At 71.5% G+C, this 26,367-nt stretch carries 19 protein-coding genes and 2 tRNA genes; 13 read left to right on the forward strand and 8 right to left on the reverse strand.

The genetic code is table 11. The features are described from left to right. The first annotated feature begins 32 nt into the window (after window positions 1-32). The 4 genes from AMPC_RS09140 (at window position 33) to AMPC_RS09155 (ending at window position 8,919) form a co-directional block, all read left to right on the forward strand. Complete coding sequence (locus AMPC_RS09140) at window positions 33-1,523, forward strand: type IV secretion system DNA-binding domain-containing protein (protein ID WP_248345844.1); 1,491 nt, start codon at window positions 33-35, stop codon at window positions 1,521-1,523. After that, window positions 1,517-4,321 (forward strand): MobF family relaxase, encoded by a 2,805-nt coding sequence (gene mobF / locus AMPC_RS09145; RefSeq protein ID WP_248345845.1) that lies wholly within the window; start codon window positions 1,517-1,519, stop codon window positions 4,319-4,321. Before AMPC_RS09140 ends, mobF begins: the two co-directional genes overlap by 7 nt. Before the next feature lie 325 nt (window positions 4,322-4,646). Further along, a complete protein-coding gene (locus AMPC_RS09150) occupies window positions 4,647-5,429 on the forward strand; it encodes a HamA C-terminal domain-containing protein (RefSeq protein ID WP_248345846.1) in 783 nt (260 codons plus the stop codon). Next, window positions 5,416-8,919: a DEAD/DEAH box helicase gene (locus tag AMPC_RS09155; protein WP_248345847.1), complete on the forward strand. Its 3,504-nt coding sequence runs from the start codon at window positions 5,416-5,418 to the stop codon at window positions 8,917-8,919. Before AMPC_RS09150 ends, AMPC_RS09155 begins: the two co-directional genes overlap by 14 nt. Before the next feature lie 220 nt (window positions 8,920-9,139). On the opposite strand, the gene AMPC_RS09160 is transcribed toward AMPC_RS09155, so the two are convergent. After that, complete coding sequence (locus AMPC_RS09160; RefSeq protein ID WP_248345849.1) at window positions 9,140-9,802, reverse strand: hypothetical protein; 663 nt, start codon at window positions 9,800-9,802, stop codon at window positions 9,140-9,142. A 539-nt stretch (window positions 9,803-10,341) separates the two neighbouring features. Here AMPC_RS09160 and AMPC_RS09165 point away from each other — a divergent pair. Beyond that, window positions 10,342-10,506 (forward strand): helix-turn-helix domain-containing protein, encoded by a 165-nt coding sequence (locus AMPC_RS09165; RefSeq protein WP_248346290.1) that lies wholly within the window; start codon window positions 10,342-10,344, stop codon window positions 10,504-10,506. Window positions 10,507-10,562: 56 nt separating this feature from the next. Further along, window positions 10,563-11,699 carry a tyrosine-type recombinase/integrase gene (locus AMPC_RS09170; RefSeq protein WP_248345850.1) on the forward strand — a complete coding sequence of 379 codons (1,137 nt, stop codon included), beginning with the start codon at window positions 10,563-10,565 and terminating at the stop codon, window positions 11,697-11,699. Between the two features lie 21 nt (window positions 11,700-11,720). Here AMPC_RS09170 and AMPC_RS09175 read toward each other — a convergent pair. From AMPC_RS09175 to AMPC_RS09185, 3 genes are all read right to left on the reverse strand, one after another. After that, window positions 11,721-11,794 (reverse strand) — tRNA-Pro (locus AMPC_RS09175). Window positions 11,795-11,963: 169 nt separating this feature from the next. Further along, on the reverse strand, window positions 11,964-12,440 hold the full coding sequence (locus AMPC_RS09180) for a DUF2383 domain-containing protein (protein WP_248345851.1): 477 nt from the start codon (window positions 12,438-12,440) through the stop codon (window positions 11,964-11,966). A 157-nt stretch (window positions 12,441-12,597) separates the two neighbouring features. After that, the gene (locus AMPC_RS09185; RefSeq protein WP_248345852.1) at window positions 12,598-13,896 is read right to left on the reverse strand and encodes an MFS transporter; all 1,299 of its coding nucleotides are present in this window, start codon (window positions 13,894-13,896) and stop codon (window positions 12,598-12,600) included. A 104-nt stretch (window positions 13,897-14,000) separates the two neighbouring features. Here AMPC_RS09185 and AMPC_RS09190 point away from each other — a divergent pair, with 104 nt between their 5' ends. Then, complete coding sequence (locus AMPC_RS09190) at window positions 14,001-14,876, forward strand: LysR family transcriptional regulator (RefSeq protein ID WP_248345853.1); 876 nt, start codon at window positions 14,001-14,003, stop codon at window positions 14,874-14,876. 1 nt (window position 14,877) lies between these two features. Here the strand turns inward: AMPC_RS09190 and AMPC_RS09195 are convergent, their stop codons facing one another. Together AMPC_RS09195 and AMPC_RS09200 are read right to left on the reverse strand one after the other, a co-directional pair. Beyond that, window positions 14,878-16,224, reverse strand: a complete 1,347-nt coding sequence (locus AMPC_RS09195) for an aminopeptidase P N-terminal domain-containing protein (RefSeq protein ID WP_248345854.1) — start codon at window positions 16,222-16,224, stop codon at window positions 14,878-14,880. 65 nt (window positions 16,225-16,289) lie between these two features. Continuing rightward, window positions 16,290-18,050 (reverse strand): M61 family metallopeptidase, encoded by a 1,761-nt coding sequence (locus AMPC_RS09200; RefSeq protein ID WP_248345855.1) that lies wholly within the window; start codon window positions 18,048-18,050, stop codon window positions 16,290-16,292. Between the two features lie 80 nt (window positions 18,051-18,130). Between AMPC_RS09200 and AMPC_RS09205 the strand changes: the two genes are divergently transcribed. The 5 genes from AMPC_RS09205 (at window position 18,131) to AMPC_RS09225 (ending at window position 23,241) form a co-directional block, all read left to right on the forward strand. Next, complete coding sequence (locus AMPC_RS09205) at window positions 18,131-21,214, forward strand: ATP-binding protein (protein ID WP_248345857.1); 3,084 nt, start codon at window positions 18,131-18,133, stop codon at window positions 21,212-21,214. A 9-nt stretch (window positions 21,215-21,223) separates the two neighbouring features. Beyond that, window positions 21,224-22,246: an L-erythro-3,5-diaminohexanoate dehydrogenase gene (gene kdd / locus AMPC_RS09210; RefSeq protein ID WP_248345858.1), complete on the forward strand. Its 1,023-nt coding sequence runs from the start codon at window positions 21,224-21,226 to the stop codon at window positions 22,244-22,246. Window positions 22,247-22,286: 40 nt separating this feature from the next. Then, window positions 22,287-22,742 (forward strand): DUF2721 domain-containing protein, encoded by a 456-nt coding sequence (locus AMPC_RS09215; RefSeq protein WP_248345859.1) that lies wholly within the window; start codon window positions 22,287-22,289, stop codon window positions 22,740-22,742. 118 nt (window positions 22,743-22,860) lie between these two features. Beyond that, window positions 22,861-23,070 carry a hypothetical protein gene (locus AMPC_RS09220; RefSeq protein WP_248345861.1) on the forward strand — a complete coding sequence of 70 codons (210 nt, stop codon included), beginning with the start codon at window positions 22,861-22,863 and terminating at the stop codon, window positions 23,068-23,070. 85 nt (window positions 23,071-23,155) lie between these two features. Further along, window positions 23,156-23,241: transfer RNA gene (locus tag AMPC_RS09225), tRNA-Leu, on the forward strand. A gap of 83 nt (window positions 23,242-23,324) precedes the next feature. Here the strand turns inward: AMPC_RS09225 and AMPC_RS09230 are convergent. Next, window positions 23,325-24,041, reverse strand: coding sequence for a YsnF/AvaK domain-containing protein (locus AMPC_RS09230; RefSeq protein ID WP_248345862.1), 717 nt, complete (start codon window positions 24,039-24,041; stop codon window positions 23,325-23,327). A 134-nt stretch (window positions 24,042-24,175) separates the two neighbouring features. Next, window positions 24,176-24,619 (reverse strand): DUF2203 domain-containing protein, encoded by a 444-nt coding sequence (locus AMPC_RS09235; protein WP_248345863.1) that lies wholly within the window; start codon window positions 24,617-24,619, stop codon window positions 24,176-24,178. Between the two features lie 66 nt (window positions 24,620-24,685). Between AMPC_RS09235 and ffh the strand changes: the two genes are divergently transcribed. Continuing rightward, window positions 24,686-26,347 (forward strand): signal recognition particle protein, encoded by a 1,662-nt coding sequence (gene ffh / locus AMPC_RS09240; protein ID WP_248345864.1) that lies wholly within the window; start codon window positions 24,686-24,688, stop codon window positions 26,345-26,347. Window positions 26,348-26,367 lie beyond the last annotated feature (20 nt).

Below are 26,367 nucleotides of genomic sequence, written 5' to 3' on the forward strand. Positions count from 1 at the left end.
CCGACGATCGCGCTAAGGCGGGCGCCCTTCTCGTGGCGGGAGTGCCGCTCGCGAGCTGGCTCTGGGTCGCGAGAGCGACCGGCGCGCTCGACCACCGCGGGCACGCCGCCCTGCTCCACCTCGCGCGGCTGACCGCGACGGGCGCTCGGCCTCTCCTCCTCACCGCCTTCGCCGCCGGCCTCGTCGCAGCGGTGGGGGCCCTTGTCCTCGCCCGCAAGCTGGCCGCGGCAGGTTTCGGTGGCGCCGCCTTCCGGGTCCACCTCCGCGGGACGAAGGTGGTGAGCCCGAAGCGCCTCGCCTGGTCCACCCGCGAGCGAGGCCAGCGGCAGATCACGGTCGCCGGAGTTCCCATGCCGACGTGGGTCGAGACCCTGCACCTCCTCGTCGGAGGTTCCACCGGCTCCGGCAAGTCGGTGCTCATCCGGGAGATGGCCTACTCCGCCCTCCTCCGCGGCGATCGCATCGTGGTTGCCGACCCGAACGGCGACATGCTCGCGAAGTTCTACCGGCCAGGCGATGTCATCTTGAACCCCTACGACTCGCGCGGCCTCGGCTGGACCTTCTTCAACGAGATACGGGCCGAGTACGACTTCAAGCGCTTCGCCCTGTCGCTCGTCCCGCGGGGGCAGACAAAGGAAGAGGAGGAGTGGTGCGCCTACGCGCGGCTCCTCCTCCGCGAGACCGCCCGAAAGCTCACTCTCGTAGGCCAGCCCTCCGTCGCGGAGCTCTTCCGCTGGACCACCATCGCCAAGCCGGCCGACCTCCAGGCCTTCCTCTCCCAGACCGCGGCCGAGTCGCTCTTCGTCGGCGCCGACAAGGCCCTCGCGAGCGCCCGGTTCGTTCTTTCGGCGAAGCTCCCCGAACACCTCTCCATGCCCGCAGGCGATTTCTCGCTGCGGTCCTGGCTCGCCGATCCGGCCGCCGGCAACCTCTTCATCACCTGGCGCGAGGACATGGCCGAGGCCCTCAAGCCCCTCATCTCGGCCTGGGTGGACGTCCTCTGTACCTCCATCCTCTCCCTCGGCGAAGACAAGGACCGGCGCATCTGGATGTTCCTCGACGAGCTCGCGAGTCTGGAGAAGCTCCCGAGCCTCGAGGACGCCGCCACCAAGGGGCGCAAGGCTGGGCTGCGGATCGTGGCCGGCCTCCAGTCCACCGCCCAGCTCGAGCGCATCTACGGGCGCGAGGAGGCGCAGACCCTGCGGAGCTGCTTTCGGTCCCTGGTCGTCCTGGGCGGAGCCAAGACCGATCCCCGGACCTGCGAGGACATGAGCCAGAGCCTGGGCGAGCACGAGGTCGAGCGCGAGACCTACAGCCGGACGACGGGCCTAAGAGGCGACTCGACGAGCAGCCAGATCCAGCGCGCGCGAGAGCGCGTCGTCCTTCCCTCCGAGATCGCGAGCCTCCCCGATGTGACCGGCTATCTGGCGTTCGCCGGGGACCATCCCATCGCGAAGGTGAAGCTCGACGTGGTCCACTTCCGGAACCGCGTCCCTGCCTTCGAGGAGCGGCTCGCATGCTGAGTCACAAGGTACTGACGCGGCAGGACGTGGGCCGCGCCGCAAGCTACTACGAGGACGGCGCGGACGACTACTACGCCGGCGAGGGCGAGGCGTCCGCCTGGCAGGGGAAGGGGGCCGAAGCGCTCGGGCTCGAGGGGCCCGTCGGCGGCGCCCGGTTCCGGGAGCTCCTCGCCGCGCAGGTCGTCCCGGGCGAGCCCAGCGTGAGGTCCGGCACCCGCTCGGACTCGAAGGACCGGATCGGCATCGACCTGACCTTTTCGGCCCCGAAGAGCGTGTCGCTGCAGGCCCTGATCGGCGGGGACGAGCGCATCGTCGAGGCGCACGACCGGGCGGTCGCGCGGGCCCTCGCGGTCGCCGAGGAGCGCGCCCAGGCCCGCAAGAAGGTGAAGGGCGAGAGCCGGGTCGAGGACACCCGCAACCTCGTCGTGGCGAAGTTCCGGCACGAGACGAGCCGCGAGCAGGACCCCCAGCTCCACACCCACGCGCTCGTGCTGAACCTCACCCGCCGCTCCGACAGCGCATGGCGGGCGCTCCGCAACGACGAGATCGTCAAGGCGACGAAGTACCTCGGCGCCGTCTACCGAGCCGAGCTCGCGGCCGAACTCCAGGAACTGGGCTACGCGCTCCGGCACGGGCGGGAGGGAATGTTCGAGCTCGCCCAGATGGAGCGGGCGCAGCTCGCAGGATTCAGCCGGAGGGCGGAGCAGATCGAGCGGAGGATGGCCCAGGAAGGGCTCACGCCCGAGCACGCCACGGCCGAGCAGAAGCAGCGCGTGAAGCTCGCGACACGGCCCAGGAAGGTGCCTGTCGCTCGTCAGGCACTCTTTGCCGAGTGGCAAGCCCGCGCGCGTGACCTCGGGATGGACCTGACCCGGCCGACGCCCCTGGAGTCGGGGGCACGACGGGACACGGGCGCCGGCCCCCGTGCCCCCGGTGCGGGCGCCCGGAGCTCCGACGAAGCCGCCAAGCGCAGCGTCCGGTTCGCAATCGCCCACCTAACCGAACGCCAGGCCATCGTCGAGGAGCGGGAGCTGCTCGACGTCTCGCTCAAACACGCGATGGGCCGGGCAACCCTGCCCGACATCCGGCGCGAGGTCGCGCGGCTCTGCTCCACGGGGTACCTCGTCCCCGAGACCCCCCTGTACCGGCCCGCGGACGGACCGGCGAACGCGCCCGCCCTCGCGAAGGGCGCCTGGATCTTGACGGAGGTCGCGCGGGGCGTGGAACGGTCGGAGGCTCGCTCGGCCGTGGAGGCGGCCATCGCGACCGGCCGGCTCATCCCGGTGGAGCGAAGGTTCACCACGCAGACCGCGCTCGCACGCGAGAAGCGCATCCTCCGGATCGAGCGGGAAGGACGCGGCGCCCTGCAGCCGATCGGGGCGGCGGAGAGCCTGCGCCACCGGCTTGCCTCGAGCGACCTCAATGCCGGACAGCGCGCCGCAGTGGAACTCATCGCCACGAGCCCGGACCGGGTGGTGGGGGTGCAGGGGTACGCCGGCACCGGGAAGAGCCACATGCTCGAAGAGGCCCGGAGCATCGCCGAGGAGCGGGGCCACCGCGTGGTCGCAGTCGCCCCCTATGCGGCGCACGTCCGGGCCCTGCGCGAGCTGGGGGTCGAGTCGAAGACGCTCGCCTCGTTCCTGGCCGCTCGGGAGAAAGGTCTCGACGAGAAGACCGTCCTTGTCATCGACGAGGCTGGCACCGTGCCGACGCGGCAGATGGAGCAGGCGCTCAAGCTCGCGGAGAAGGCCGGCGCGCGCGTGGTGCTCCTCGGCGATACGGCGCAGACCAAGGCCATCGAGGCCGGACGCCCGTTCCAGCAACTCCAGGAGGCCGGCATGCGAACCGCGGTCATGGCCGAGATCGAGCGGCAGAAGGCCCCCGCGCTGCGCGAGGCCGTATCCCTCGCCGCCCGGGGCGAGAGCGCGTCGTCGCTCGCGCGGCTTTCCGCCGTCCGCGAAGTTCGCGACGACCACGAGCGCCGGCGGGCGATCGCAGCCGACTACGCGCACCTGCCGGAGACGGAGCGCGCCAAGACCATCGTCGTCGCAGGCACGAACGACGCCCGGCGCGAGATCAACCGCGCCGTCCGCGAGGACCTGGGCCTCGCCGGCCGGGGGCGCGAGTTCGCCACCCTCGTTCGCCGCGACACCACCCAGGCCGAGCGCGCCTTCGCAAAGAACTACGCAGTCGGCGACATCCTCCAGCCCCAGCGCGACTACCCGAAGGCGGGGCTCGCGAGGGGAGCCCTGTACGAGGTGATGGAGAACGGCCCCGGAAACCGCCTCACCGTGCGGGGCGAGAAGGGCGAGGTGGTCGAGTTCAGCCCCATGACCTGCCGACGCCTGTCCGTCTACGAGCCGGAGCGCTCGGAACTCGCCGCCGGTGATCGCGTCCGAGTCACCCGGAACGACGCGGCGCGCGACCTCGCCAACGGGGACCGCTTCACCGTCGCCGCCGTGACCCCGGCCGCGGTCACGCTCACCGACGGACAGCGCCATGTCGTGCTCCCTGCAGACCGGCCGCTCCACCTCGACCACGCCTACGCCACCACCGTCCACGCCAGCCAGGGGACGACCGCCGAGCGCGTCCTCGTCGACGCGACGACGAGAAGTAGGACGACGTCGCAGGAGGTGTACTACGTCGCGATCAGCAGGGCGCGGCAGGAGGCGCGCGTCTACACCGACGACCTCGCCCGGCTCCCCGCTGCCGTCGCGCGGGAGCACGCGAAACACGCGGCGCTAGACTTAAGAGGCCCACGAGCGCATGAAAGGTCCGCGAGGATACGGCGCGACTAAGTATCCAGCCGCGGTGATGCTGCCCCCCTTGGGCCGCACCTCAGAAACAGTAATTGATCTCGACCAAGCCAAGAGCTGAGCGATCCCTTCATCTTGCAGGGGCACGTTTTTTGAACTTCGGGATCGAGAAGATCACGCTGTCGGCTCGTGAGCGACCGACCTCTCGACCTACACCGGATCACTTGAAGCGGGATGGGCATGCTAACCAATCACGCATGCAGTACAGACGCCGTACCCTTCGGCCATGGGCTGATGGCGGCGCCGTTGTCGAGGAGCGTCTGGGATAGAGAAGGATCAACGAACATAGTAGGCTCGGGAGCACCACGTGGGACTCTATAAGAAGTGGTGCGACTGCACGAAAGAGAAGGACAAGCGGAAGCGCTACTGGACGTATGTCGAAAAGGACGGCGGCCGTGACGCAATTCGCGATGATCTCGCCGAGACGATCCGCTCGCACTACGACCGGCTCGAACGCATCGCCGAGGACGTGGAGCGGCTCGGATACAACGTCGCCGCCAGGATCCTCCGCGAGGCGATGCCCCAGACGCCCAAAGGCCGCTCCGGCGATCTCGGCGAGATTCTCGCGACCGAGCTGGTCGAGGAAGAAATCGGCCTGCGCGTCCCTGTGCGCCGCCTTCGCTACAAGGACGGCCGCAACATGGCCATGCGCGGCGACGACTTCATCGGCGCCGGCTACGATGGGGCTGGCGAGAAACTCTGGCTCCTGAAAGGCGAAGCCAAGAGCAACAAGGTGCTCGGCAAGACCACGGTCACGAGCGCGCGTAAGGTGCTCAACCGCGACAACGGCCGTTGCACGCCCGATTCCCTGTTGTTCGTCGCCAACCGCCTGCTGGAGAGCAACGACCCGGACGACAACGCGCTGGGCCGCAGCCTCCGTGACGAGGTGGGCCTAAAGTCCCTTCGCGCCGATCGCATCGACCACATGCTCTTCACCGTGTCGGGCAACGGCCCCCACGCCTCCCTGAAGGAAGATCTCGACGCCGCAGGGGGCAACCGGGACCACTACGTCGTGAACATCCACGTCGAAGATCACCAGGACTTCATCGCGGCCATGTACCAGGAGGCTGAAGACCTTGGAGACAATTGACGAACTGACCGCGTTCCTGACGACCGCGACCGTCGACGGCATCCTTGGGCGCTTGCTCTATCGTGGCGCCGCCTGGTCGCTGATGCGTGAGCAAGGCGTGTTGCCCGCGAATGCACCGCCCCTCGGCGCGACGATCGAAACCGATCTTGCCGAACACGGCTTCGCCCTGCTTAGGGGAGCGATGGCCCTGCGTGCTCGGGCCGGTGCGTCGGACCTGACCAACAAGGCGTTCGAGCGCGCCGCCAACGCCTTCGAAGCTCTGGTGCGCAACGGCGACCCGCAGGCGCCCGAACGGGGCTTCCGCCGCACCATCGCCGCCGCAGCCTACCATCTGGCCGGCTTTTCGGCCGTCGCCTATTCGCTCTTCAACGAGACGGCGGACGACCTCAATGCCTCGCCGGGCGAAACGGCGGTTCGACACTTGATCCTGCGCGATCTCGGGCAGTTGCGCGGCTTCGTCCGCGAGTGGTTGGATGACGAGGCTCACGGCGATGAGCAGATCGGCTCGGCGCTAAGAAGCGAAGAGCCCGACGTCGATGCGGTGCTGTCGACTATCCTGAACACAACGATCTGTCGGGCCCTGGCGCATTTTGATTTCGCGCTCGAGACGGGCGCGCCCGAGCCGCTCGAAAGCGCACGGGCCCTGCTCGGCACCGCGGTCAGCCTGGCGGACAATGCTGAGAATGTTCCGCTATGGTGGATCTCCCATCTCTGTCGGCACCTAATCGACGACCTCTGGCAGCACTCGCTGCACCAGAACCTGCCGACCGAGCCGCCTAAGGGGACGGAGGGCATATACCCGGACCTGCGCCGGCTATTTATCTCCTCGCTCTACGCCCGAAAGACGTCTGAGGTGGAGCTGTGGCCTTCGCAGCGCGAAGCGGCTCAGCGTTCCACGGACGTCACCGACGACCTGGTCGTCGCCTTGCCGACCAGCGCCGGCAAGACGCGGGTGGCCGAGATCGCCGCGCTGATGACCTTATCGTCGGCGCGCCGGGTGCTGATCGTCACGCCATTGCGCGCCTTGTCGGCCCAGACGGAGCGCTCTTTCAGAAAGACCTTCGCGCCCCTCGGCTTCAGCGTCTCCTCGCTTTACGGCGCTAGCGGCCTTTCGGCCGGTGATGAAGACGCCCTTCGCACCCGCGAGATTATCATCGCGACACCCGAGAAACTCGACTTCGCGCTGAGAAGTGACCCGTCACTGATAGACGATGTCGGCCTGATTGTCCTCGATGAGGGTCACATGATTGGCCCGAGCGAGCGTGAAATCCGCTACGAGACACTGGTACAGCGCCTGCTTCGGCGCGCGGATGCGGCAGAACGCCGGATCGTGTGTCTCTCCGCCATCCTGCCGAGCGGCGACGAGTTGGATGATCTCACCGCCTGGATCCGCTCCGACGAACCGGGTGAGCCGGTGCGTTCCGACTGGCGTCCGACACGGCAAAGGTTCGGCGCGCTCACCTGGCGGGGCAAGGACGCATTGCTCCGGCTCGACCTCGACGACGACGGTCCGTTCCTCGACAAATTCGTCGTGGAGAAGCCGGCGCTCGGGAAAGAGAAGAAGCCATATCCGCGCACGAACTCCCATCTCGCTCTGTTCGCGGCGTGGGAGTTCGGCATGCAGGGCAAGCGGACCCTGATCTTTTCCACTCAGGCGAATTGGGTCGAGAGCTACGGCAAACAGGTCGTGGACCTCTGCGAGCGCGGCTATCTGGGTTCGCTGCTGGAGGATGATGCGTCGATCGCCCGGGCCTTGGAAGTTGGCAAGGAGTGGCTGGGCGAAGACCATCCCGCTGTCGCCTGCCTGAAGCAGGGAGTCGCCATCCACCACGGCCGGCTGCCGAGCCCGTTTTTGCGTGAGCTGGAAGCCCTTTTGTCCGATGGGGTGCTGAAGGTCATCGTCGCATCGCCGACGCTCTCGCAGGGCCTGAACCTCAACGCCGCCGTGCTCTTGGTGCCCGCCCTATATCGCGCCTCTGAGAAGATCAAAGGCGAGGAGTTCGCGAATGTTGCGGGCCGTGCGGGGCGCGCCTTCGTCGATGTCGAGGGACTGATTGTCCACGTCATGTTCGACAAGGTCGACTGGCGAATGAAGGAATGGAGGAACCTGGTCGCCTCCGCCAAGGCGCGCACGCTGAAAAGCGGCCTCATCCAGATCGTCGCCGAGATCCTTGAGCGCCTGTCGCGCGAGGGTATTCTGGATCGCGATGACGCGTGGGAATATCTCGCCAATGCTCGCGAAGCCTGGAGATCGCCCGAGGAAGAAGCCGCAGTCGCCGAGCGGCTGGCCGCCGGCGTGGATGACCACGCCGATGGCGACGACGATGAAGGCGGCGGCGATGACGAGGAAGAAGCCATCGATGAGGAGCCGCTTTCGCAAATCGTCGAGCGCCTCGATGCGACCGTGTTCGGCCTGATCGAAGCACTCGATTCGGACCGCGCCGACCTGCCGAAGCTCCTAGACGAAGCGCTTAAGGGATCGCTCTGGGCCCGCCAGATTGCCCGCGAGGACGAGGACGTCGCCCCGTTGCACAAGAAGGTGTTCGAGGTGCGCGCCGATCTCATTTGGAAGAGCACCACGGCGCAGGCGCGGCGCGGACATTTCGCGATGGGCGTCGGCCTTGAAGCTGGGCTCGTCATCGACGCCATGGCCGACGAGCTGGCCAAACTCCTCGACCGGGCTGACGAAGCGGCGCTGAGCGGCGATGTAGAGGAACTTGTCGATGCGCTTGGCGGCCTCGGCGAGCGCCTGCTGTTTATGCGGCCCTTTATCCCCGACAAGGCGAATGCGCTGCCGGCAGACTGGAAAGCTATCCTGCGTAGCTGGGTATCCGGCGAGGAGGTTTCGAAGATCGGACCGCAGAACATGCGGGCTATCGAAGAGGCTTTCACCTATCGTCTGGTCTGGGCGCTGGAAGCTGTCCGCACCCGCCGCATGTCCCTCGGCTGGTCGCCGCAGACGGTGGCGGGCGGCGCCGCAGCGGCGGTCGAGACCGGCGTCCCGCAATTCATGATGTCGATGCTGATCCGCGCGGGCCTTCCGTCACGGCGGGCGGCGATGGCGGCGATCGAGGATGCGAAGCCTGTCTTCGTCACGCCCGCCGAGATGCGGGCTTGGCTACTATCCGACGAGATCACGGCCTACACCGACGCCGGCGACTGGCCCACACCCAATACCGCCGCCCTATGGGCTCGCTTCCGCACCGAAGCCCTCAGCGGCGGCATCCAGAAGTGGTCGGTCGAACGCTATAAGCGCCTGCTCGACATCGCGGGCGCCCCGCCTGCCGGCCTCTATCGGATCGTCACCGACGAGGGGGACGGGCGGACCTGGCTGGCGACGCCCGACTACCAGCGGGTCGCCGCGTTCAAGAAGCCGGCTGTCGATCCTAAGCCCAGCCTCTTCTCGGGTAGGTTGCTCGGCAACACCCGGCTGGTGGAGGCGTTGCGTGTCGGCCGCGGGAAACTGCGCTGGCCGCAGGCCGATGCGTAAGGGTAAGCGGTAGCCACGCTCTATTCCTGGTCGGCGACCAGAAGCGCGCGCCCATTGCAAAAGGGAGAGCGCACGACTTGGCGCGACTGCGGCGGCTTGCTCACCGCCGTCATGCCGGTCGAGAACACGCCCCACAGGCGGCACAAGGCCGGCAATCGAAAGCGGGCTGGTGGAATTGCCGAATCCGCTGGCAGCTACTCTGCTCGACTATGTCCGCAGGTCATTTCTGAACGATGGAAAGGGGCGTCGCATACGGGAACAGCGGGTCCACAACCTGCTTGCCCGATAGCCATACGATGTTGTTGCTCGTCGAATACCAACCGGAGATGCATTGGGACCCCTCATAATGGGAGTGCCCCACCATCTGCTGAACACCGACACCGCTGGTCGCCATGTAGAGCGCGTTGCCAACAGGGTAGCACTGCATCGACCATGCTGACGAGGCAGCCGAGAGAAATACGAGGTATGGCGTGCCCGAGCAGTCGGCGGATCCGTACTGCACAACCACTCCGCCTTGCGTGTATGCAAGAGGGTCGGTAACAGTACCGCTACCAGCCAGAGTCACGAAACACCCAGCGCGCAGTGAGTACAGGATCGGGCTGCCGTAAGAGTAGCTGAGTGTCCCGAGCTCCCTCTGCTGCGCATCGACGACGCACGCCGACCCCGCTGGACAAGTGCTGTCAGTTGAAGGACTTTGGGTGACGCCAGCGTCCGGCGGGAGGCTATTACCTGGTGCCGTCGCGGACCCGCCGCAGGCCGCAACCGTCGCACCCAGCACCAGCACCAGCACCAGCACGCCTCCCCGCCGAATATTCATTGTGGGCGTTCCCCCGTAATTAGAAGTCGCATTAGACCACAAGAACGGGCTGATTGCCTTGATCATCGTCGGTATCCGTCCGGACACGGCCGTGTTGACCCCCGGCCGGAGGGGGAGCGCGCCAAGACCGACGAGAAGCAGGACGACGTCGCAGGAGGTCTATTACGTGGCGATCAGCGGGGGACGGAGGAGGCGCGAATCTACACGGAAGACCTCGCGCGTCTCCCAGCAGCGGTGACGCGGGGGCTCGAGAAGCAGGCGGCGCTCGACCTGGACCGCTCGGGCCAGAGCAGATAGGCCCTCAGATGTGGCGTCCTACTCCCGAGACCTTGACGCGGAAGGCAGGCATGGCTCACCATGCCCCACAGCACTGCGATTCCGATCGGCTCGCGCTCGAAGACCCTGGCTAGCCGTGCCCGAGCCCGGCGCCCGGGAAGTCCCCTGCACGACAAGGAGAGGCTGATGTCCGGCGCTGACCCTCTTCCCCTGACCCCAGCCATCCACTGCCCCGAGGCCTCGTGGCACGCGAGGGCTCTTTCTTGAGCGCCCGGTCCTCCGAAGCAGCAGCCAGGGCCCTCGCCCCGCCCGCTCCGACTCTCCTCACCGTGGACGAGGTCGCGGTCCTCCTCCGTACCACGCGCAAGGCCGTCTACACGCTCGCCGAGCGCGCCCAACTTCCCGGGGTGGTCCGCCTGGGGCGGCGGCTCCTGTTCCGTCGGGAGACCCTGGTAGAGTGGCTGTCGGAGAAGAGTGGAGCGCCTTCGCCGTAAGGAGATCGGCGATGAGCGTGAGAGTACGAAGAAGCAGGAACGGGAAGGGCTGGGAAGTGGACATCCTCGTCCGCACACCAGACGGGAAGAGGATGCGGGAGCGCACCGACGCCCCCGTGTCTTCCAAGACCGCGGCCCGACGTTGGGCCGAGGCGCGCGAGCACCAGCTCGCGCTGAACGGGCGCCCGCAGCGCCGCGTCGTGCCGACGGTGCTCGAGTTCGGCCCCCGCTACATCACGGAGTACTGCGAGGCGAACCGGCAGAAGCCGAGCACCATCATCCAGAAGAAGCTGATCATCGACTACTACCTGAAGCACCGGGTGGGATCGAAGAAGCTCGACCAGGTCACCGACTCGGACGTCCAGAAGCTAAAGGCGGACCTCCGGGACCTGAGCCCGAAGACGACGAACAACGCCCTCGTGTGCCTCAACACGATGCTCAAGTCCGCCGTCGAGTGGCACGTCATCGACCGGATGCCGTGCACCATCAAGCTGCTCAAGGTGCCCCGAACCCTGGAGCCGAAGTTCTACGAGCCGCACCAGTACGAGCGGCTCGTCGAGGTGGCGCGTGAGCTCGATCCCCGCATCGAGCTCTTCGTGCTGCTCGGTGGCGACGCTGGCCTGCGCTGCGGCGAGATCATCGCCCTCGAGCAATCCGACGTGGAGCTCCGACGCGGCTACCTGGTGGTCCGGCGCTCCGAGTGGGAGGGCCACCTGACCGTCCCGAAGAGCGGCCGGGAGCGGAAGGTCACGCTGACCGCCCGCCTCAAGGTCGCCCTCACAAGGAACCGCCACCTCCGCGGCGACCGGGTCCTCTGGCGCGACGACGGGCACGAGAAGGTGACGCAGGTGCTCCTGGCGAAGTGGATGAGCCGCGCCCAGCGGCGCGCCGGCCTCAAGGTCACCGGCGGCATCCACATCCTCCGCCACACCTTCTGCTCGCGGCTGGCGATGGCCGGCGCGTCCACGAAGGCCATCCAGGAGCTCGCCGGGCACCAGCAGATCAGCACCACCCAGCAGTACATGCACCTCTCACCGGCCGCGAAGTCCGAGGCCATCGCGCTGCTCGACCGGGGAGAGGACCTGAAGGCGGAGGGCGCCGCCCCGGCCGATCTTGATGCTGGCCGTGGAGCAGGCGTGGAGCAGACGGGGTTGGAAGGAGGGGCCCAAAAGACAACGCCCCGTGATTCCTAGGGAATCACAGGGCGAAGTGAGTCGGGGAGACAGGATTTGAACCTGCGACCCCTTGGTCCCGAACCAAGTGCTCTACCAGGCTGAGCCACTCCCCGGTGCAACGCTGCTACTACGCGAACTTCCGCCGCGGCTCGGGATCCGCGACTCGCGTAAGGCGGCGTATGTACTGGACACCGGCGGGGGTGTCAAGCGCTGCCTCGCGGAGAATCCGAGGCGCTCGACGGAGCCCCCGCGCGGCCCCGCCCGGGAGGCCCAGCAGCGACCCTACGCGTGCGCCCCGCTGCTCTCCCACGGCCGCGTCTGCAGGCACTGGTCGATGTACTCGAGGTGCCGCCGCTCGTCGGCGGCGCAGCGCTGGATGACGGTCTCCACGTCCTGCGGCCACGGCATCGACACGGCCTGGCCGTAGTTCTTGTTGGTGAGCCGCTCGTTGCTCTGCATCGCCTTCAACGCCTGCTCGGTCCCCATGTTCGACCGCAGCGCGGTCATCCCCTCGATGAGGAACCCCTTCACGTCGGGCCGGTCGCGCGGCGGCTGGTCGCCGTACCGGGTGACGATGGGCGACAGGTCGGTCACGTGCCGCCGGTGGTCCTGCTGGAACTCGGTCAACCGCGACTTGATGCTGTAGTCCTTGATGTTGTCGATCGCGTGCTGGTACGCGCGGATCGCGTCGATGTCGAGCTGGATGAGGTCCTTCAGCTCCTTGCACATCTGCTCGTTCGTCATCTTGTCACCGATCACGGCTCGTCCCCTTGGCGGCCGAAGCCGCTCGTCTGGTTCGAGCCGAAAATGCGGACCGCGCGCCCGGGACGCAGCGCCCCCGGGGTGTCGGGAGGCAGGGGGGCGCGGGCGCGGCGAGGCGGCGGCGAGGCGAGGGCCTCCGTGAAGAGCCGTCGGGCTAGAGCTCGGCGGTGGCGGCGGCCGTCACGCCGGCGGGCGCCAGCGCGCGCCGGGTCCCGCGCCCGACCATGAGACAGAAGAACCCGGCCACCATGCAGATGGTCCCCGCCGCCACGAAGGCGTGGTGGTAGTCGCCGAGCCGGGTCCGGATGACGCCGGCCCCGAGCGCGGCCACGGCGGCGCCGACCTGGTGCGCGGCGAACACCCAGCCGAACACGATGGGCGCGTCCTCCTTCCCGAACGCGTCGGTCGCGAGCCGCACGGTGGGCGGCACGGTCGCGATCCAGTCGAGCCCGTAGAACACGGTGAAGATCGACAGCCCGGTCCCGGCCTCCAGGAGCGCGTGGGGCAGGAACACGAGCGAGAGCCCGCGCAGGAAGTAGTACGCGAAGAGCAGCCGCCGGCTGTCCCAGCGGTCGGTGAGCCAGCCGGAGAGCGTGGTCCCGAAGAGGTCGAAGATCCCCATGGTCGCGAGCAAACCGGCGGCCCGCACCTCGGGCATGCCGTGGTCCATGCACGCGGGGATGAGGTGGGTGCCGATGAGCCCGTTGGTGCTCATCCCGCACACGAAGAACGTCCCGGCGAGCAGCCAGAAGTCCCGCGACCGCGACGCGCGCGCGAGGGTCCGCACGGCGAGCGCGGCGGGGTTCCCGCGCCTGGGCGCGTGGACGGCGTCGCCCTCCTTCGCCCCGTACGGCAGGAGCCCCACGGCGGCGGGCGACTCGCGCACCAGGAGGAGCGCCAGCGGCACGGTGGCGAGCGCCCCGAGCGACACGATGCGGAGCGCGGCGCGCCACCCCTCCCCCTCCGCCACCCGCGCGAGCAGCGGCAGGAAGAGCAGCTGACCGGTGGCGGTGCTGGCGGTGAGCGCGCCGAGCACGACCCCGCGCCGCGCCGAGAACCACCGCGTCACGACGGCGGTGCCGAGCACCATGGCGGCCATGCCGGTCCCGACGCCGACGCAGAGCCCCCACAGGAGCACGAGCTGCCACGGCGACCGCATCCAGGTGGCGGCGAGGAGCGCGGCGGAGAGGAGCCCCATCGCGAGCGCCATGGTCCGGCGGATCCCGATCCGCTCCGCGATGGCGGCGCAGAACGGCCCCATGAGGCCGTAGAGCAGCAGGTTCACCGAGATGGCGCCGGAGATGGTGGCGCGCGACCAGCCGAGCTCGCGCTCCAGCGGGACGATGAGCACCCCGGGGGTGGCCCGGATCGCCGCCGACACGAGCAGCACCACGAACGTCGTCCCCACCACCCACCAGCCGTAATGAACCCGCTTCGTCATCCGTCGCGTCATCCGTCGCTCCTGGGGCGCCGCCCCGGGCGCCGGAAGACCTCACCCTAGGCGGAGCTCCGGCCGGGCGCCCGCGCCAGCGCTGCATACGTGCTATTCATCCCTGAATGACCGACGACTGGGACCACCTGCGCTTCTTCCTGGCGGTGGCGCGGGCGGGCACGCTCAGCGCGGCGGCGACGACCCTCGGCGTGAGCCAGCCGACGGTGTCGCGCCGCATCGCGGCCCTGGCGGAGCGCTTCGGCACGGCCCTCCTCCGGCGCGACGGGAGCCGCTACGTGCTCACGGGCGCGGGGGCGAGCGTCCTCGCCCGGGCCGAGCGGATCGACCGCGAGGTCCTGGCGGTCTCGCGCGCGGTGGACCGGCTCGACGCGCAGCCGCACGGCTCGGTCCGGCTCTCGGTCCCCGACGGGCTCGGCCTCGCGCTGGTGGCCCCGGCCCTCGACGACTTCCGGCGCGAGCACCCGGGCATCGACCTCCTCCTGCACGCCGAGGCGGAGATCGTGAACCTGTCGCGGAGCGAGGCCGACCTGGCGCTCCGCTTCGTGCGCCCGCGGCAGCGCGAGCTGGTGATGCGGCGGGTGGGCTCCATCCCGTTCCGGCCCTACGCCTCGCCGCGCTACCTCGCGAGCCGCCCGCGCGAGCGGGGCGGGCCGCCGGTGCTGCCGGGCGACGACCTGGTGGCCTTCCCGGAGGCGATGGCGGGGGCGCCGCAGTCGGTCTGGCTGCGCAGGCACGGCGCGCCGGGGCGGGTGCGGGTGCGCGTGCGCAGCTCGGTGCCGATGAAGGCGGCGCTCCTCGCGGGCGCGGGGATCGGGCTCCTCCCGGACTACCTGGGCGACGACCCGGGGCTCGTGCCGCTCACGGCGGAGCCGGTGATGCGCCGCGAGGTCTGGCTGGTGTTCCACCGCGCCCTCAAGGACGTGGCCCGGGTGCGCGCGGTGGCCCGCTTCGCGGCGGAGCTGCTGCGGCCGTGGAGGTGAACTACCTCACGCACACCGCCTCGATCTCCTCCACGGTCTTCGGCACCGCGTCGGTGAGGTTCTCCATCCCCTCCGGCGTCACCAGCACGTCGTCCTCGATGCGGATGCCCATGCCGCGGTACTCGGCCGGCGCCTCGGCGTCGTCGGGCGCGACGTAGAGCCCGGGCTCGATGGTCAGCACCATCCCGGGCGCGAGCACGCGCGGCTTGCCGTCCACGAAGTAGGCGCCGACGTCGTGCACGTCGAGCCCGAGCCAGTGGCTGGTGCGGTGCATGTAGTAGCGCCGGTACCCCTTGTCCTCGAGCCGCTCCTCCACCGTGCCCTGCAGGAGCCCGAGCCGGATCATCCCCTCGGTGAGGCGCCGGACGCAGAGGTCGTGCACGCTCTCGAGCGCGACGCCGGGGCGTACAGCCGCCATGGCCTCGAGCTGCGCCTGGAGCACCACCTCGTAGAGCGCCCGCTGCGGCTTCGTGAACGCACCGCTCACCGGGAAGGTGCGGGTCACGTCGGCGGTGTAGAGCTCGTACTCGCCGCCGGCGTCCACGAGGCAGAGCTCCCCGTCCTTGAGCACGGTCTCGCCGGCGCGGTAGTGGAGCACGCAGGCGTTCTCGCCGGTGGCGACGATGGTGCCGTAGCCGGGGCCGCTCCCGCCGCGCCGCCGGAAGGCGTACTCGATCTCGGCCTGGACCTGGCTCTCCTTCCGGCCGGGCATGCCGTCGCGCATCGCCCCCATGTGCGCCTCGGCGGTGATCTCGGCGGCCCGGCGCAGCCGCGCCACCTCCTCCGGCGACTTCACGAGCCGCAGCTCGTGCATCACCGGCCCCACGTCCTTCACCTCGCGCGGCGCCTCGGCGCCGGCCCGCGCCCGCGACCTCAGGTCCGCGAGCGCCCGCGCCACCCGCGCGTCCCAGGTCGCGTCGTTGCCGAGGCGGAACCAGAGCGGCCCGGCCTTGTCGAGGAGCGCCGGGAGCCGGAGCTCGAGCTCGGCCACCGGGAAGGCCTGGTCGGCGCCGTAGAGCTCGCAGGCCCCCTCCACGCCGGCGCGCCGGCCGTTCCAGATCTCCTTCTCCTTGTCGCGCGGCCGCACGAACATCACCAGCTCGGGCCGGTCGGGCTCGCCGTCGGCCTCGGGACCGCACCGCCCGGCGAAGAGCAGCGCGCAGCCCTGCGGCTCGTCGAAGCCGGTGGCGTAGTGGAAGTCGCTGTCCTGCCGGAACGGGTACTCCGCGTCGGCGTTGCGCGACTTCTCGTCGGCCGCCGGGAGGAGCAGCACGCCGCCCCCGAGGGCGCGCATGCGGTGGAGGATGGCGGCGCGGCGGCGGCGGAAGATCTCGAGGTCGCGGTCCATGCCGGTTCCATATCACCGGCTCCGGGGCTTTCCCAGGACGCCCCCGCCCGCGCCGCCCTGGCCCCTCAGCCCTCCCGCTTCGCCGGCCAGGGCGCGCCGCACCAGCGCTGGAAGGCCTCCCGCTCCCCCTCCGACGCGCCCTCGCGGGGCGCGAGCCAGAGCGTGTCTTCCGGCGGCTCGGCGAGCGGCACCCGCACCTCCAGGAGCGCCTCGCGCCGGAACACGTGCAGCCGCAGCTCCCCCGACGGCCCCCGCTCCTTGAGCCGCTCGAGGAGCTGGGCCTTGTCCACCTTGAACCCGCCCTCGGCGATGATCTCGTCCTCGGCGTAGAGCCCCGCCCGCTCCGCCGGGCTCCCGGCCCGCACCGCGCTCACGGTGAGCTTCGCGTTGCCGCCGAGGTCCACCCCGAGCCACCCGCCGGGCCCGTTCTTCTGGCCAGGCCTGGCCGGCGTGCCGCCCTTGTCCTCCGGCCCCTCCGCCTTGCGCCGGTGCAGCGCGAGGCCGAGGTGCTCGAGCGCCAGCGCCTCGGTGGGCGGCACCGTCCCGCGCACGTGGGCGTCGAAGAAGGCCCGCGCCGCGTCTTCCCCGAGGAGCTCGGCCACCTCGCGCTCGACGCCGTCCTCCGGCACCCCCTCCGCTCCGTAGCGGCGGTAGAGCCGGAGCAGGAGCTCGTCGAGCGAGCGCCCCGCCCGGCGCAGGAGGAGGTCGAGCGCGAAGGCGACGCACTCGCCGGCGAGGTAGTACGAGACCCCGCTGTTCACGCTGTTCTCGTCGGGCCGGTAGAGCTTCACCCAGGCGAGGAAGCTCGCCTCCTCGGGGCTCATCTTGCGCGCCCCCGGCGTGCGCGCGAGCGCGGTCAGCTCCTCGCCCAGGTGCTGCAGCAGCTTCTGGCCGTCGATGAACCCGGCGCGGGCGAGCGCGAGGTGGTCGTAGTAGCTCGTGACCCCCTCGAACCACCAGAGCAGGCGCGTGTACTGCTCGCGGGCGTAGTCGTAGGGCAGGAGCGCGCGCGGCTTGAGCCGCTTCACGTTCCAGGCGTGGAAGAACTCGTGCGCCACGAGCGACAGCGTCTCGGCGTAGGCGTCGGGCGGGTGGAAGCCGGTCCGGGCCACGTGCAGGGTGGTGCTCGACCCGTGCTCGAGCCCGCCCTTCCGCTTCTCCGAGAGGTGGACGAGGAACAGGTAGCGCTCGTAGGGGAGCCCGCCCATGAGCCCGCCCAGGTGCTCCACGATCCGGCGCACGTCGGCGGCGAAGCGCTCGAGGTCGAGCGTCCCCTCGCCCCAGACCGCGAGCTCGTGCTCCTTGCCGAGGGCGGTGAAGCGGGCGATCCGGTGGCGCCCCACCTCCACCGGCGCGTCCACCAGCGCATGGTAGTCGGGGGCGGTGAAGCGCGAGGGCCCGCCCCCGAGCGCGGTCGAGACCCGCCACCCCTCCGGCGCGACCACCTCGAGCGCGCAGGGCTCGCCCTCGCGCCCCTCGGCGTAGAGGAAGAGCGAGGCGCCGTTCCAGTAGCCGTGCGTCCCGTCGAGGTGGCTCGTGCGGACGGTGAGGTCGTTGGCGTAGACGCGGTAGCGGATCACCGCGCGGGCGGCGCCGCCGGCGACGAGCCGGAACCGCTGCTTGTCGAGCCGCTCGATCCGGAGAGGCCGGCCGCGCTCGTCCTCGGCCCGCACGCCCTCCACGTTCCTCGCGAACTCCCGGACGAGGTAGCTGCCCGGCGTCCAGACCGGCAGGGCCAGCACCGCCACGTCCCCGGGCCGCTCGAGCCGCGCCTCCACGTCGAAGAGGTGCCGGTGCGGCTCGTCCATCGAGACTCGGTAATCCATGCGCGAACTCTATCCCGCGCACCCCGGACCGGCAGCGTTTCTGCTAGGGTACGAGCGCTCGCATCGGGGGTCGTCAACGGATGGACTTGCGGATTTTCCTGCTGGGGCGGTTCGAGGTGCTGCGCGGGGACGCGCCCATCCCTTCCGACGCCTGGCGCCGCCGCCGGCCGGCCGACCTCCTCAAGCTCATCGCGCTCTCGCCCAACCGGGCGCTGCCCCGCGGCGAGGCGGTCCGGCTCCTCTGGCCGGACAAGGACCCGGCCTCGGGCGCCAACAACCTGCACCGCGCGCTCTACGACCTCCGCCAGATCCTGGGCGGCCGCCACGTGGACATCGAGCGCGGCGTCATCCGGCTCGACCCGCAGGCCTGGGTGGACGTGGACGCCTTCGAGGAGTCGGCGGCCGGCGGCGCCCCCGGCACGCTCGAGTCGGCGGTCTCCCTCTACCGCGGCGACCTCTCCCCCGAGGATCCGGAGTCGGGCTGGCTCGTGCCCTACCGCGAGCGGCTGCGGCGCCGCTTCGCCGAGGCGGCGCTGCCGCTGGCGCGCGCCCTCGCCGAGCGCGGGGATCTGCCGGGCGCGGTGCCGCTCCTGCGGCGCGTGCTCGAGGTGGCCCCCGACGACGAGGCGGCGCACCTCGCGCTCATGCGCATCCACGCCGAGAGCGGCCGGCGCGCCGACGCGCTGCGGCAGTACGAGGCCTGCGAGCAGGCCCTGCGCGAGGCCCACCGCGCCGGCCCCGGCCCGGAGATCCAGGCGCTCCGGCAGGGCATCCAGTCGGGCGAGGTGGGGCCGCGGCGCAGCCACCTCCCCTACGACGGCTTCCGGCGCGCGGCGCGGCGGCTGCTCGGCGCGGCGGAGCCGCCGCCCCTGCGCGGCCGCAGCTCGACGCTGCTCCTCTTCCAGTCGCTCGTGGAGCAGGGGCAGGGCACGCTCGTGCTCCTCGGCGAGCGCGGCGTGGGCAAGACCCGGCTCGCCGTGGAGGGCGCCCGGATCGCGCAGGAGCGCGGGGCGGTGGTGCTGGCCGGCGTCTGCGACCCGGCCCGCGCGCAGCCCTTCGCCCCCTTCGCGGACGCCTGGGCCGACTACCACCGCGCCACCCCGCTCCCCGGCGGCGGCCCCTTCGCGCGCCACGCCCCCGACGCCAGCCCCGAGCGCGAGAAGCTCCGGCTCATCGAGTCGGTGCAGCGCTCGCTCGCGACCATCGGCGCCGGCCGCCCGGTCTACCTGCTGCTCGAGGACGTCCACCAGGCCGACGAGTCGAGCCTCAACCTGCTCCACGTCCTCGCCCGGGTGGCGCGCACCTCGCGCCTCATGATCGTGGCCACCTGCCGCGAGGACGCGGTCCACTCCGGCGCGCCGGTGCAGATGCTCCTCGCCCACCTCGACTGCGAGCGGCTGGCGCGCGGCATCCGGGTGCAGCGGCTCGACCGGGCCGCCACCGCGGCGCTGGTGGCCGACGTGCTCGGGGCGCCGCCGGCCGAGGGGCTCGCCTCGCAGATCTACCGGATCACCGACGGGAGCCCGTTCTACGCCGAGGAGGTGGCGCTCGCCTTCCGCGAGTCGGGCCAGCTCTCCACGCCCGCCGACCCGGCCGCCGCCGTCCGCGCCCGGGTGGCCCGCCTCGGCGCGCGGGCGGAGCAGCTCCTCGCCGCCGCGGCGGTGGTGGGGCAGCGGTTCGACTTCGAGGTGCTCCGCCCGGTCGCGAAGCTCTCGGCGCACGACGCCATCGCCGTGCTCGACGCGTGCGCCGACGCGCGCCTCCTGCAGGAGGACGGCGAGGGCTACCACTTCCACCACTCGCTGGTGCGCGAGGCGCTCTACGCCTCCCTGCCGCTCCCGCGGCGGGTGGAGCTGCACCGCGCCGTCGCCGACGCCGTCGAGGCCCGCGCCGCGGCCGTCCCGGGCGGCCTCGAGGAGGCGGCGGAGGTCATCGCCTTCCACCGCCGCGCCGGCGACCAGCCGGAGCGGGCGCTGCCGCACCTCGTCGCCGCCGGGCGCCGGGCCTTCGCCCGCGCCGGGCTGCGCGAGGCGCTGGCCTGCCTCTCGGACGCGCGCGACCTCCTCCAGCCGGCGGGCGCCACCGAGGCCCAGCGGCTCCTCGTGAACGTCGAGCTGGGCGAGGTGCAGCGGGCCATGGCCGACCTCCCCGGCCTCTCCCGCACCCTCGCCGAGGTGGGCGCGTGGCCGGGCGTCCCCTCCGCCGACCTCGCCGCCCGCGCGCGCCGCTGGGAGGCGCTCACGCTCGCCTGCGCCGGCGACGCCTGGGGCGCGGCCCAGCGGCTCGACCTCGACCCCGACCTGCCGGTGGACCTGTACCTGGCCCGCTGGGAGGCGGAGCTGCTCGACGGCGCGCCGCACGACGCGATCGAGGCCTCGGTGGCGCGCCTGCACGACGCGGCGGTGGGGCGCGACGCGCACGACGCGCTCGCCCTGGCCCGCTCCATGGAGGGGGCGCTCGCGCTCGAGAGCGGCCGGTTCGACCTCGCCGAGCCGGCCCTGCGCGACGCGGTCGCCCTGCACCACGCCGCCGGCTCCTCGCTCGGCGAGGCCTGGTCGCTCGAGCGGCTCGGCGTGCTCCTCACCGCGCGCGGCCGGATCGAGGAGGGCATGGGCGTGCTCACCGATGGCGTGCTCGCGGCGGAGCGCTCCTCGCTCAGGCTCCACGCCATGACCCGGCTCCACGCCTCGCTGGCGCGCAACCGGATCGCGGCCGGCGCCTTCTACGCCGCCGAGGACGCCCTCCGGGAGGCCTCCGAGTGCGCCGCCCGCCACGGCGCCTGCTCCATCTGCGACGCGGTGCTCCGGCCGGAGGCGGTGCGGCTCGCCATCGCCCGGGCCCAGCTCGGCGCGGCCGAGGACGAGGCGGCCCAGCTCGCCTTCATCGCCGAGCGCCGCCGCGGCCGCGTGCTCGGCCCCATCGCCGCCGCGGCCCGCGCGCGCGTGCTCCTCGCCCGCGGCGAGGGCGCCCTGGCCCGCGACGCCTTCGGCGCGGCGGCGAGCGGGTACAAGGCGGTCGGCGCCCTGTACGAGTCGGCCCGCGCCGCCGCGCTCGCCGTCCGCGCCGCGCGCGCCGCCGGCACCCCCGACGAGGAGGCCGCGCGGCTCGAGGCGGCCGCGCACGACACCCTCGCCGGCATGGGCGTGCCGCGGCTCGAGGATTAGGACTCCGCCATGGATCCCTACGGCCTGCGCCGGGTGGTGTCGCCGGAGGGCGTGCTCCCGCAGCGGGCCGAGGTGCTCGACCCGGCGCTCCCGCTCGGGGAGGACGAGCTGGCGGTGGCGGTCGAGGCGCTCAACGTGGACGCCGCCAGCTTCCGGCAGATCGAGGGGGCGGTGGGGCGCGACCCCGCCCGGATCGCCGCCGAGATCGCGCGCATCGTCCGCGCCCGCGGCAAGCTCCACAACCCGGTCACCGGCTCGGGCGGGATGCTCATCGGCGCGGTCGCGGAGGTCGGGCCGCGCCACCCGGCGGCGGGCGCGCTCCGCCCCGGCGACCGGATCGCCACCCTGGTCTCGCTCACGCTCACGCCCCTCTCGCTCGAGGAGATCACCGCGGTGCGGCCGGAGATCGACCGCGTCGAGTGCCGGGGGCGCGCCGTCCTCTTCGCGACCGGCCTCTGGGCCCGCCTGCCGGCGGACCTTCCGGAGCGGCTCGCCCTGGCGGCGCTCGACGTCTGCGGGGCGCCGGCGCTGGTGGCGCGCCACGCGCGGCCGGGGATGCGGGTGCTCGTCGTCGGCGCCGGCAAGTCGGGCGCGCTCGTCTGCGCCGCGGCCCGCGAGCGGCTCGGCCGGGACGGCGAGGTGGTGGCCGCCGACCCGAGCGCCGCCGCGCTCGAGGCGGTGACCGAGGCCGGGGTCTGCGACCGGACGCTCCCGCTCGACGCCTGCGACGCGGTGGGCGCGCTCGCGCGGGTGCGCGCGGCCGGCGGCCCCTTCGACCTCGTGGTGAGCTGCGCCAGCGTGCCCGGCACCGAGATGGCCGCCATCCTCGCGGTCCGCGACGGCGGCACGGTGATCTTCTTCTCGATGGCGACGAGCTTCACGGCGGCGGCGCTGGGGGCCGAGGGGGTCGGCAAGGACGCCACCCTGGTGGTCGGGAACGGGTACGTGCCCGGGCACGCCGACCTCACGCTCGACCTGCTCCGGCGCCACCCCGGGCTCCGCGCGCTCTTCGAGCGCCGCTACGCCCGGTAGTCCGGCTAGGATGGCCCCTCGCCGCCCGAGGGAGCCCCGCATGTCGCCCGACTCGCCCGTCGCCGCCGTCACCCACGCCATCCAGCTCTCGATCGCGCCGGTGTTCCTGCTCACCTCGGTGGCGGCGTTCCTGTCGGTGCTCTCCACCCGGCTCGGCCGGATCGTGGACCGGGCCCGGGTGCTGGTGGACCGGCTCGAGGCCGCGCCGCCGGAGCGCCGGGCCGCCATCCGCGACGAGCTCTGGCTGCTCGTGCGCCGGCGCCACCTCATCAACCTCGCCATCACCTGCGGCGTCACCACCGCCCTGTTCGTCTGCCTGCTCATCGCGCTCGCCTTCGCGGGCTCGATGACCCAGGCCGACTGGACCCGCGGCGTGGCGGCGCTGTTCGTGCTCGCCATGATCGCCTTCGTCGGCGCGCTCCTGCTGTTCCTGCGCGAGATCCTGCTGGCGGTGGCGAGCGTGAAGATCGCGCCGGACGCGTCGCGCGAGGAGTAGCCGCGTCACCCACCTGCGCCCACCTCGGACGACGAGCGCGCATCCCGGGCTCGGGGGACTCGCCGGGGTGGCGCTCGCCTGATATCGGTGTCGGTCGATGGGGAGAGAAGGAACCACCGTGCTCGCTCGAATCCAGACCCGCCGGCGCGACGCCCTGGCCGTCGCCGAGCCGCTCGCGTCCGTGAGCCTCCGCCCGGCGGTGGTGCGCGCCGAGGAGGCCGAGGCGGCCCGCCGCTGCGACGCGAGCAAGGTGCTCCTCACCCGCGCGTTCTCCGCCGGGGGGATGCTCCTCATCGCCTGGAAGCTGCTCTTCACCCTGCACCGCTGAGCCGGCGCCGGGCTGCCCGGGCGCTCCGCTCGCGCGCGCCAGGACCCGCGCCCGCCGCCCCTGCCGATCTGGCAGAATGCCGCGCGGGGCCGTGGCGGAACGGTAGACGCAGGGGACTTAAAATCCTCCTCCGCGCGAGCGGAACTCCCGGTTCGAGTCCGGGCGGCCCTACTCCCGCGCCCGCCTGCGCGCCGCGGCGCGCGCGGGGACCGGGGCGAAGGTGGCCCAGGGCTCCGGCGCGCCTCGCCTGCCCGTCAGATGTCCTCGTCCCGCCTCGGCAGGCCGGTGCCCGGGTCGCGGATGCGGCCGCTCTCGTCCTCGACGTCCACCCGCTCCTTGCGGACGTCCGCCTCGGCCGCGCGCTGCTCGGTCACCCGCTCCTTGCGCAGCCGGACCTCCTCCTTCACGACTGGCCGCTTGCGGATCTCGACCTCCTCCTCGCGGACCGGCATCGAGACGCTCTCCTTCTCGAACGTCGCCTCGCCGGGCCGGGCGTCGCGCGGCTCGGTGACCGGGACGCGCTCGACGCGGACCTCCTCGCGCGTGACCGGCACGTCGATGTGCTTGGTCTCGGTGACCACGTCCTTGCGCAGGCGGACCTCGCCCGCGTCGCGCTCGCGCTTCAGCACGTCCACCTGCTCCTCCGCCACGGGTACCCGGACGTCCTCTCCGGTCGTCCGGGAGGCGGTCCCGATGCCGCTGGAGGTGGTCTCGGCGGCGCCGGAGGCGATGGCGCCGTAGTCGCCGCTCTCCCTCAGCCGCTCGAACGCGTCCTTGGTCAGGGCGAGCCGGATCTCGTCGCCGCTCGCGTCCACGATCTCCTCGTAGCGCGCGACGTAGTCCTTCGGGAAGAAGAACCCCTTCTCGATGGTGAACGTCGCGGTGCTGCAGGCCAGCACCTTCCCCAGCTTCTCGCCGTCCGAGCTGTAGACGGTCATCCCCTCTCTGATCTGGCTTCTGTCGGTCAGCATTTTGGGCGCTCCTCCTCCATGAACCTTGGGGGGCGCCCGGCCCATTCAGGAGCCGCCCTCATCGGGGACGGCCTGGGGAGGCGAGGCCGGCGCAGCGGCCCGCTGGACACCGAGGGGAGGCGAGCCCCGACCGCCTAGTTGGGGAACTCCGGCGGCTCGACCTCGACGCCCTCGATCTCCTGCCGCCCGGCGAAGCCGCCGTCGAGCGCGTGCCAGTGGGAGACGGCCGGCTCGCCGAACTGCCAGCACAGGAAGACCGGCTCGGTCCCCCTCAGGCTGTAGAAGTCGATGAGCCCGGCCTCGAGGTCCTTGATGACGCAGCCGAGCCGCGTGATGCGCTCCACCGCGCCCGCGATCTGGCCGGCGATCTCCTTCAAGGTCGCCGCCTCGCGCTCCAGGCCGGCGGGCGGCTCCTGGCCCTGGTGCAGGATCCCTAGCGCCGTGTCGGCCCCCCCGAGCGAGGCGATCGCCGAGGCCAGGTCGGAGCGGAGCCGGGCGACGCGCCCGAGCTCCAGCTCCAGCACGGGGAGGAGCTCGTTCGCGTCCTCGACGCTGAAGAGGCGGTGCGCTTCGCTCATGGCGGCCACCGTAGCATGGGCGTGTTATAAGCGCGGGCTCCGCCCGCCGGCGGACCAGGTGAACGCATGCTCGAGACGGTTGCCAAAGGGTTCAAGGCCGCCCGCAACAAGCTGAAGGGCCGCACCGAGATCACCGCCGACGCGGTGGACGACGCGCTGCGCGACATCCGCGTGGCCCTCCTCGAGGCCGACGTCGCCTTCGACGTGGTGAAGCGCTTCGTGGCCCGCGTCCGCGAGAAGGCCGTGGGCGAGGTGGTCGAGACCAAGGTGAAGACCGAGAAGGGGACCCTCAAGGTCACCCCCCAGGACCACTTCATCAAGATCTGCCACGACGAGCTCGAGGCCCTCATGGGCCCGGTGGACACCTCGCTCAAGACCAACAGCAAGCGTCCGACCGGCGTGATGATGGTCGGCCTCCAGGGCTCGGGCAAGACCACCACCACCGGCAAGCTCGCCAGCCGCTTCCTCAAGGAGGGCAAGAAGCCGCTCCTGGTGGCCGCCGACATCTACCGCCCCGCCGCCGTCGAGCAGCTCAAGGTCCTCGGCGCCCAGCTCGGGGTGCCGGTCTACTCCGAGGAGGGGCTGAAGCCGCCGGAGCTCTGCAAGAAGGCCCAGGACGTCGCCTTCCGCGAGAAGGCCAACGTCATCCTCTACGACACCGCCGGCCGGCTCGCCATCGACGAGCCGCTCATGGAGGAGCTCGAGCAGATCAAGGCGGCGGTCGCGCCGGACAACATCCTGCTCGTCTGCGACGCCATGATCGGCCAGGACGCGGTGAAGACCGCGTCCGAGTTCGACCGGCGGCTCGCCATCGACGGCTTCATCCTCACGAAGCTCGACGGCGACGCCCGCGGCGGCGCGGCGCTCTCCATCAAGGAGATCACCGGCAAGCCCATCAAGTTCCTCGGCATGGGCGAGTCGCTCGACCGGCTCGAGGAGTTCCGGCCGGAGGGGCTCGCGAGCCGCATCCTCGGGTTCGGCGACATCGTCGGCCTGATGAAGGACTTCGAGCAGCACGTCGACGAGGATCAGGCGAAGAAGGACGCCGAGAAGATCCTCTCCGGCGACTTCTCGCTCGACGACTTCGTGAACCAGATCCGGCTGGTCCGGAAGATGGGGCCGCTCGGCGAGCTGATGGAGAAGTTCCCCCTCTTCGGCGAGCTGCCGGAGGGGTTCCAGTTCGACGACAAGCAGCTCACCCGCATCGTGGCGATCGTCGACTCGATGACCCGCACCGAGCGGCAGCGGCCCGACACCCTCAACGACGCCCGCATCCGCCGGGTGGCGAAGGGCTCGGGGCGCGACGAGAAGGACGTCCGCGACCTGCTCAAGCAGTACAACGCGATGCGGGCGGTGATGCGGCAGATCGGCGACGCGCCGGGGCTGCTCTCGCGGCTGCCCGGCGTGAAGCAGCTCGCGCAGCTCCGCAAGCTGCAGGGCAAGGGCATGGAGGACGTGCTCGGCGGCGACGCGGCCGGCGTGGACCAGCTCCTCGGCGGCGGCATGGGCGTGGACCCGTCGCGCCTCGCCGGGCAGATGGCCGGGATGCCCAAGGGCTTCCAGCCGCGCATGCCGGCCGGCGCCATGGCCCGGGCCCGACTCATGGGCTACGCGCCCGAGCCGATCGCCGGCGGCGAGACCCGGGCCGACCGCGAGAAGCGCAAGAAGAAGCACAAGGCGGAGCGCAAGGCGCGCAAGGACGCGCGCAAGCGCAACAAGCGCAAGTGAGCCGGGCGCGCTAGGGATCC

Source organism: Anaeromyxobacter paludicola, assembly GCF_023169965.1.
In the GTDB taxonomy this organism is placed as follows: Bacteria; Myxococcota; Myxococcia; order Myxococcales; family Anaeromyxobacteraceae; genus Anaeromyxobacter_B; species Anaeromyxobacter_B paludicola.

What these genes read in the sequence shown, in the direction of transcription:
- AMPC_RS09200 (WP_248345855.1), bottom strand. Translation starts at nt 18,050, where the DNA reads ATGGATTACCGAGTCTCGATGGACGAGCCGCACCGGCACCTCTTCGAC.
- AMPC_RS09160 (WP_248345849.1), bottom strand. Translation starts at nt 9,802, where the DNA reads ATGATCAAGGCAATCAGCCCGTTCTTGTGGTCTAATGCGACTTCTAAT.
- AMPC_RS09195 (WP_248345854.1), bottom strand. Translation starts at nt 16,224, where the DNA reads ATGGACCGCGACCTCGAGATCTTCCGCCGCCGCCGCGCCGCCATCCTC.
- ffh (WP_248345864.1), top strand. Translation starts at nt 24,686, where the DNA reads ATGCTCGAGACGGTTGCCAAAGGGTTCAAGGCCGCCCGCAACAAGCTG.
- kdd (WP_248345858.1), top strand. Translation starts at nt 21,224, where the DNA reads ATGGATCCCTACGGCCTGCGCCGGGTGGTGTCGCCGGAGGGCGTGCTC.
- mobF (WP_248345845.1), top strand. Translation starts at nt 1,517, where the DNA reads ATGCTGAGTCACAAGGTACTGACGCGGCAGGACGTGGGCCGCGCCGCA.
- AMPC_RS09235 (WP_248345863.1), bottom strand. Translation starts at nt 24,619, where the DNA reads ATGAGCGAAGCGCACCGCCTCTTCAGCGTCGAGGACGCGAACGAGCTC.
- AMPC_RS09185 (WP_248345852.1), bottom strand. Translation starts at nt 13,896, where the DNA reads ATGACGCGACGGATGACGAAGCGGGTTCATTACGGCTGGTGGGTGGTG.
- AMPC_RS09215 (WP_248345859.1), top strand. Translation starts at nt 22,287, where the DNA reads ATGTCGCCCGACTCGCCCGTCGCCGCCGTCACCCACGCCATCCAGCTC.
- AMPC_RS09205 (WP_248345857.1), top strand. Translation starts at nt 18,131, where the DNA reads ATGGACTTGCGGATTTTCCTGCTGGGGCGGTTCGAGGTGCTGCGCGGG.
- AMPC_RS09230 (WP_248345862.1), bottom strand. Translation starts at nt 24,041, where the DNA reads ATGCTGACCGACAGAAGCCAGATCAGAGAGGGGATGACCGTCTACAGC.
- AMPC_RS09190 (WP_248345853.1), top strand. Translation starts at nt 14,001, where the DNA reads ATGACCGACGACTGGGACCACCTGCGCTTCTTCCTGGCGGTGGCGCGG.